A 312-nucleotide genomic window follows, 5' to 3' on the forward strand; every position below is an offset into this window, starting at 1 on the left:
CGCCAGCCGCGAAGAAGTGGAAGCCGCTGCCCGGATCAACGAAAACGTACTGCGCTTCATTGATGGCCTGACGATCCGCAAGGTCATCGTTGTGCCAGGAAAACTGGTCAATATCGTCGCAAGCTGATGAGATCGGGCACCCGGCAGACCGGGTGCCGAACATATTTCCAAGGGACGCGAAGTCGGCCCACAAGGATTCAAGGGGGGCATCAAGATGATCAAACGCAATTTGCTGGTGATGGGCCTTGCCGTTCTGCTGAGCGCCTGCGGCTTTCATCTGCGTGGCACCGGCACGACCGATCTGGCCATCAA

General features: G+C 58.0%; 1 protein-coding gene and 1 pseudogene. Both read left to right on the forward strand.

From position 1 onward, the window contains the following. On the forward strand, positions 1-127 hold a 127-nt coding region (locus tag EE949_RS30350), incomplete at its 5' end, for a hypothetical protein (RefSeq protein WP_431194225.1). An 87-nt stretch (positions 128-214) separates the two neighbouring features. Then, a pseudogene (locus EE949_RS30355) lies at positions 215-312 on the forward strand (LPS assembly lipoprotein LptE); the annotation flags it as partial.

It is taken from the genome of Pseudomonas viridiflava, assembly GCF_900602065.1.
Lineage (GTDB): Bacteria > Pseudomonadota > Gammaproteobacteria > Pseudomonadales > Pseudomonadaceae > Aquipseudomonas.